Genomic DNA, 7172 nt, shown 5'->3' on the forward strand with positions numbered 1-7172 from the left:
CTGGTTAAGATCTTTCGTCTCAACCGAGGTGCGCATCTTACAGCGCATCTTTTCAAATTGCAACCTTAAAAGTTTCTGATTTTTCAACAAAATCAACTACTTAAGCCAAGAGCAACATCAAGCTGCTCGTTAGCGGGAGGCGAATAGTACAGTATTAAAATACGTGGTCAACCCCCGCCTGAAAATTCTTTCCCCTGCCAAAGCGCTCGGGCTGCCACCATGAAAACCCCCAGCATCTATATAAAGCATCGAGGCAGCCTATGCGCGGGGAGATCTTTTCGATAAGCGTCGGGTCATGATGGAGCATTGGGGCAGGTATTTAAGTGAGAAATCAGAATGCGCTTAAGCCCATGCTCGCAACGCAGACTTGGGTATTCTGCTGCGCCGATCATCATGCAGCTACTGTTCGAGCTGCTTCCCAAGCAAAGTGCTCTCCCCCACAACACACGTCTAGCCACCGGAAACCATGGGTGTGATGGAGTACTCTTTCTCCACCTGCCCAACCGCCGCCGCAGCCCCAGCATTAACCATCGCCGGCCGTACCCACACAGTCCGCTCCTCCAACCTTCGAACATGCCCACGCCGCAGATGCGCGCGCGGCGACGCATGCTGTCCACCGCCACTTGAAGTGCCGGTTGCACGTGGGGAGCTGACCTGAAGTACGCGATAGCTGAAGAACGGCGGCTTGCCTTTTCCCTGACGCTTGCGATTGATCAACTTCGGTGCGGCGATCTCTGCTGTGGTGACATTGGCGCAGTTGAGCACCACGCCTGTCTGCAACAGCATTGAGACTTCATCGCGGGTATCGGACAGGACTCTCGCGGCCACTTCTGCTCCGCAAGCGTGTTCCAGCGCTTCTGCTGCAATCTCCGGCAGCAGCAGGAACGGCGATACGCGAAACTGGCGCAGTTTGCCTAGCGGCAACCCGGCGGCGATGTAGGGTTCGGTCAATAGCTGATTGGTCAGGCCGGCCTCGCCAGGGGAGTAGTCACTGACTTCGTTGTCATGGGGCACAAAGGCACCGCCCATGGGCAACTTCCAAAGCCCGGTACGATCCTCCCAGTACAGCGGGATAACGATCACCCCGCCGCGCTCTTCCTGTAGGAAGCGCCGGGTATCCGGCAGCCAATTGGCGACTTCCGGGGACATGGTCAAGCACAGGGCGATGCGCTTGGATGAGCGGATGCCACCGTGTTTGTCACCACCGGCTCCGTCCGGCCAGACCCAGGGGGCTTCAAGGGCTACCACTGGATACGGCAGGCGAGCCATGTCGACATGCACCTGGCGCAGCTCGCTCATGTCGACCAACTCGGCACAGTTGGGCAGCAGGAATTTCACGCTGTCACGCAGTTGCTTCGTAACAAACGTGTGGGCCGTGCGAATACCGGGAAGGTTCTGGCCCAGCAACGGCAGGCACACTTCCAGTTGCTCCAGGGCCTGAGTCGAATAGTTCAAGCTGCGGACTCGATCGGTCTTATCCATCATGCGGAACTCCTCACCGCTGCGTAACGTCGTCACTGCGTCCTCTCCCCCGTCGCTCTTCCAGCAACGTCCTCGGCAACACAAACCCTTCAAAACTGCGCTGTGTAATCGGGTTGTTAGCCTTCTCCGCCCCAATCCGATAACGCATCAGCCCATCGGCAACGGCAAAGGTCAGGTCCACGCTGGTGTCGGTTCTTCCATTGAGGTGCCCGCGGCTAAGCAGGCGGAACAACGACCACGGCCCGCGATAGCTCAGGCTGGCGGTGTTGCCGGTGCTGTGCACCAGGGTCAGTTGGCTGCCGTTGGTGTTGCCCAAACTGTTGGGCCACACCAGTCCCGTGCGTTGCGGTGCGCCGTGTTGGTAAGGGATGAGTTGGCCGTCGACGCTGAGCATGCTGCTCAGGCGGGTGGCGCTCAGGGCCAGGGGTTCGATGGTGAGTTGCACGGCCAAGTGGCCGCGATGGTTGAAGAAGGTGTCGCGGATGCGCTCGACCTTTTTCAGCTGTTCCAGCACGTCGCTGCGCACCAGGTAGCCGCCGAGGCTGTCGGAGTACAGCACATCGAGGTTGTCTTTGAGGAACACGTTCAGGTACTGATCGTGGAATTGCTGCAGGCGTCCTTGTGGGCCAAAGAACGCTTCAAAGTCCTCCAGCGAGGCGTCCTCGCCGCTGGCCTTGAACGGATAGCGGCCTGCCAGGCGGTCGCGGTAGAAACTGTAGATTTCACTGTCCCAGCGTTTTTCCAACTCACGCAGGGCGGCAATTACCAGCACCTGCGAGGTTTGGTCGGCGAGCTTTTTGACCTGTTGGTTCAGCGGTTCGGGCAGACCCACGGCGACGCGTTGCAGGTTGGCGATCGGGTCGGCACCGCCCAGGGAGAAGCGATTGAGCACGGTTTTAAGGGCGGCTTTACCGGGGTCGGGATTGTCGTGCACGGCTTTGGCATAGTCGTAGACGGCGCTGACTGAGCGCAGGGTTTCTTCGTAATAGGACGGCTGTTCGCCTTGCGCGGTGATCAGTTCGGCCAGGCTGGAGAACGCGCGCCGAATACCAGCGGCCTGCTGTTGGCCGTCCGATACCTTGTCCAGCGCCAGCGGTGCTTGTCCTTCGGCCAAAGGCACGGCCGGGTAAATCACACTGTTGTCACGCAAGGTTTCCAGTAGGCGCCGCAGCGGTGCGGCCGGGCCGGTGACTTGTTCCAACACGGCCACACCGTGGCTGAGGTCGTCGAAATCGGTGACCGCGAACTGATTCAGTGCCCGCCGCCAGCTGTCCACATAGTCGGCGCTGTACAGGGCGCGAATGCGCTGGGTCAGAATTTTGCGGTCTTCATCGGAGTAGTCCAGGCGCTGCCGTTCGCCGAGCACCCATTGGTCGATCATGGCCAGTTCGATGATGCCGTCGGTGCCGGGCTCGAAGTAGTCCTTGAAGCCCTTGGCGGTAAGCAGCGGTGGCAACTGCAGGCCGCTGCCCTCTTGATCGGTGTTCAGCGGACGGTAGACGATATCGAACGCTGGGCCGACCTCATTGCGCAGGTCCAGCGGGCGATGCAAGCGCTCCAGAGCGTCCTGTTTCAGGCTCATGTAGACCCGTTCGGCCATGGGCAACTGGCGCAATTGCTGTTGCACCTGGGCAATGCGTTCACGGTAGTGCGGCAGGTCCGCATCGGCGTATTTCAAAGCGTAACCCAGGTGGCCCATCAGATCGGCCTGCAACTGGCCCTGGCCTGGATAGGCGCGCTGCCACTGCTTGGCGACCCACTCTTCGACGATGGCTGGGCGGCGGTTTTGCCGCTCTTCAAGCATGCGGTAGACGCGCAAGGCCGCCAGTTGCTGATTGCTGCCCGCAGGCGCGGTGTTGATCGCATCCAGCACACCGCTGGCAATCGCCGGCAGGAAGCGCTTGGACAGCAGATTCAGGTACGCCTTATCCACGGTGGGGCCGATCGCCCTCCCCTGATACAGCCCCATATCCGACAACAACGGCCACGCTTGGCGATAGTCGCCGTAGACCAGCACTGCATCGCGAATCTGGTCCAGCGGCACCAGCAAGTTGCGGCCGGTGGTGTCGACCTTGGCGTCGATGTCCCGCTCACTGAACTCCTGGCTCTTGGCCAATACGGTGGCCGCTTTGTCGCGGTTGATGTTGAAGTAAAACTGCCAGGTGCCGATGGTCACTAAACACCCGAGGGACGCGACGCTGAACCCTGCGATCAGCAGCCGCCGTTTGCTGCGGGCCACCTTGATGTTGTCGCCCGCCAGCCCCGCTTCGGGGTAAATCACTCGCTGGAACAGTTGCTGGGCAAAGTAAATCGCCGTGCCTCCGGCCGGTTTGACCTCGAGTGGCGGTGGCGGCAGTTGATAGGCTTGCCCCGCTTCTTTGACGAAAGCGTTGCTCAGGGTGCCCTTCTGAAGCACTGAGGAGAAATACAGCCCGCGTACCAACGCCGGGGTGGTGAAGCGATCGCTGCCAAGCATTTCGCTCAAGAAGCCAAACAGCGCCGGGCGCAGGCCCGCCACCTGGTGCGCCAGCGCCTGCAAGCGATCGCGCTCAATCAATGTGCGCGACTCCCTGGCGCCGTCGAAAACTTGCTCGCTCAGGCAGACGACAAAGGCCTGGTATTGGCGTGTCAGTTCCGCCAGCCAAGCATCGAAATCATCCACCGCGTCCAGGCTGAAGGTGAAGCCCAACAGGTCTTCGCGCCCACTGCGCGACAAGCGGGCGAAGAACTCTTCGAAACCTTCCAGCAGGTCGAACTTGCTCAGCGTCACGTACACCGGCAAGCGCGTGCCCAACTGCCGCGTCAGCTCAAACAGCCGGGTGCGCAGCAGGTTGGCGTGGGCCTTGCGCTGCTCGGGACGTTGCGCCAACAAGGCCTGCACATCGATCACCAGCACCACGCCGTTCAATGCCCGACGGCTGCGGTTGCGCGTCAGCCAGTCGAGCAGGTGCGACCAGAGGCGCGCATGGGCGCCAGTGGGCAGTACCGGTTTGACCTTGCCCTCCGCGCCCGACGGCTCCTCATCACTGGCCGTCGACTCCGGGTGGCTGAGAAATTCACCCGGAGGATCGATCAACACCGCCTCGTCACCAATCCACCAATCCACCGGATAGGCCAGTTGCTCCTCCTGATGAGCCCTGACCCCGGCCTTGGTCACATGGGACAAGGCAAAGCTCTGGTTGGAGCGGGTGATCAGGCTGGTCTTGCCGGCATTTTCCTCGCCCAGCACCAGATACCACGGCAGTTGATAGAGCGAACGGCGGCGCTCCATATTGTTCAGCAGGTTGCCCAGGCTGCGATCCAGAGCCCGCTCCTGCGCTTCGACATAAGGCAGACAGGGGTCGGCTTGTAGGGCAACCTCATGTTGGCGTTCGACCTGCAAACGCTGGTAACGCTCCCGCACACGCCACGCCCAGACCAGCAGCGGCGCTACGATCACCACCACACTGACCGAGACCCGCATCGCCAAGTCGGCCAGCGGCTGGTGCTCACGCCAGGTCCACTGTGGCCCCAGCCACCAGATGGCGATCAGCAAGAACACCACGCCCAGCAGCACCAGCACCGGTAGCGCCTGATTGAACTGGCGCAGTAGCGGCAGGCCCCAGCGTTTGAGGTAACTCCAGACCGTTTTCATGAATCGCTCCTAGCGTATTTATAAAATTCGTTGCCTACAGACGGCATGAACGCGTTCCTTTTTGCTCCCGCTAACGCCACGCCCATGGTCATGGCTTGCGCTTTTCAAAGCTGGCGATGAACTCATCGAGGATGCGTTTGTTTTCGGCCGCCTCCTCGGCCGTTGGGCCGCGGTCGTTCGCCCAAGGGTCCGGCTTGGGCGCGACTGAACTGGGACGCATGCGCACGGACCTGAGGATGGCGTCCCAGACGGCCATGGCTTCGTAGTCGGTGAGGGAGGGGTTGACGGGTTCTGGTGAAGCGGGTTGTTGCCAGAGCGGGAGGTCGTAGCCATTGTTGGCGAATTCGGGCAGGGTCCAGCGCACCAGATCCTCTGGTTCATCAGGATCAATCGGGTCTGCTTTCATGCCTCCCGCCGACAGGCGGAAGTTCATGCTTGGACGATTCAGGGCGGGGTTTTCACGATAGTTTTCGGCCCCGAATAGGATTTGACGGTGAGTGTCGTCACTGAAGCCGATCAGGGATTCTTCCGCCGGCATTCCCGCGAGGGTGATCTTCTTCGTGCGCAGGTTTTCATAATCACCCGCGAGGAAAACCCTTGCGCCCTCCTCGGTCCGGGTCTTTATGCTTTTCGTTTGGCTAGGCGATAGCGCGTTGACATAAACCTCCAGCGTGACATCAGAAGCAGGCGGACTGAACTCGAAGCTGGCGATCTCATGATCGTGATGACTACGAATCACAATCGGCCCAAGTGCAAACCCCGCGCCGGCATTTTCGGGGGTGACTTTGAAGATTTCCTTCGACAGCTTTAACAGTTGGGCTTGAACGGGATCCGTATCGCCGTCGTAGGATTGAGCTCTGAGCATGACGTAGACGTCATCGATCAGCAGATGAGACTCATGAACGAATGTTTGGCGGCGTGTTGCTTGCTTGTAGTATTGCAGCAACTTTTCCCTGGGTGAGGCCATTTTCGCCGACACCAGCATCGACACATCCGAATTCTTATAGTTCTTAACCGCCGAAATCCGACGCGCCCGCTCATTCAAGGCCGCATCAAATCGCTCCTGCGTCACGCCCTCCCCCAAGATCAAGACCTCAACGCTGGAGTGATCAGCTCCCAATCCGTAGTACAGCTTCACATCCCCGCCACCCGTCCAGTTGGCGGGCAAGTCGATCAGGCCTCGACCCAGAGCCCAGGTGCGCATGTTGCTGGTCAATTCGTGCACGGTTTGTTTCTCCTGTTCTGTGGGGTGTTTGAAGGCGGTGCACCCGGCGACCGCCCCCAACAGCAGGCCTGTCAAAAAAACGGTCAACCGGCGCATAGCGGCCTCTTGGCTTTCGCCGCGATCTTGATGAGGGAGTAAAGGGTGAATTGCTGGGTTAACGGATTGGCGTACGACGCCTCATGATCGAAGCCGGGCGCCTGGACTTGCTGACGGATCGAATCCTTGCGTGCCTGCCTGATCGGCGCACGACCAGAACTCACCGGAACGGTGCCATCGCCCGCACCGTCCTGCATGCGGCAGTGCAGCTCCCAATAGCTGGTCTGCACGGTTCTGAGCGGCGCGTCGGGATCACCGCGCAGGGGTGGCACGGCCTCGGCTTGCCCGCCGACGTACAACGGGCTGCGTCCGTCGTCACGCACCTCATGCATCTGCAGGCTGGACACCGTGAAGGCATCGGGGCTTGAGGCATGGGGGCCATTGAGGCGAGACCCGCGTCGCATTTCCCAGGTGATGGATTCGAAGCTGGGGTGTTTGTCGTCGTTGCCGTAGTAGACGTAGGTTTGAGGGTGGTATGACCCTGCGATGTCCTGGTGAAAGTCCTTTGCGCTCCGGATGTTATCCGCGAAATCTTTCCAGGTGATCGGATCCCCGTCCTTCGGCGCCAACCACTCTTCACGCAGCAATCCCCACCAACGGTCGCGCCGCAGATAAATCTCCTCATATGGGTCTTTTTCCGGCTGGCGCGGCATGGCCGGCCCGCCTCGCTCGTCGATCAGCCGCAGCCAACCCGGGGCGTAATCCTGGGTGGGCAGCAATTGCAAGGCGCCCGGT

3 protein-coding genes and 1 pseudogene are annotated in these 7172 nt (G+C 60.3%); all 4 read right to left on the reverse strand.

The window, feature by feature from the left end; translation table 11 throughout:
* Positions 1–450: 450 nt before the first annotated feature.
* Positions 451–1485: a hypothetical protein gene (locus tag ACM6IK_RS20760; RefSeq protein ID WP_414875809.1), complete on the reverse strand. Its 1035-nt coding sequence runs from the start codon at positions 1483–1485 to the stop codon at positions 451–453.
* A 10-nt stretch (positions 1486–1495) separates the two neighbouring features.
* Entirely contained in the window at positions 1496–5116 is a 3621-nt protein-coding gene (tssM, locus tag ACM6IK_RS20765) for a type VI secretion system membrane subunit TssM (protein WP_414875810.1), read from the reverse strand.
* Positions 5117–5204: 88 nt separating this feature from the next.
* Positions 5205–6437 carry a T6SS immunity protein Tli4 family protein gene (locus ACM6IK_RS20770; protein ID WP_414875811.1) on the reverse strand — a complete coding sequence of 411 codons (1233 nt, stop codon included), beginning with the start codon at positions 6435–6437 and terminating at the stop codon, positions 5205–5207.
* Positions 6425–7172, reverse strand: a pseudogene (locus ACM6IK_RS20775) (alpha/beta hydrolase); the annotation flags it as partial. The gene ACM6IK_RS20770 and the pseudogene ACM6IK_RS20775, both read right to left, overlap by 13 nt.

Origin of the sequence: Pseudomonas sp. IT-196MI5 (assembly GCF_949767415.1) — a bacterium.
Classification (GTDB): domain Bacteria; phylum Pseudomonadota; class Gammaproteobacteria; order Pseudomonadales; family Pseudomonadaceae; genus Aquipseudomonas.

Excerpts from the sequence above, each read along its gene's own strand:
- ACM6IK_RS20760 (WP_414875809.1), bottom strand. The coding sequence starts at position 1,485 with ATGATGGATAAGACCGATCGAGTCCGCAGCTTGAACTATTCGACTCAG.
- tssM (WP_414875810.1), bottom strand. The coding sequence starts at position 5,116 with ATGAAAACGGTCTGGAGTTACCTCAAACGCTGGGGCCTGCCGCTACTG.
- ACM6IK_RS20770 (WP_414875811.1), bottom strand. The coding sequence starts at position 6,437 with ATGCGCCGGTTGACCGTTTTTTTGACAGGCCTGCTGTTGGGGGCGGTC.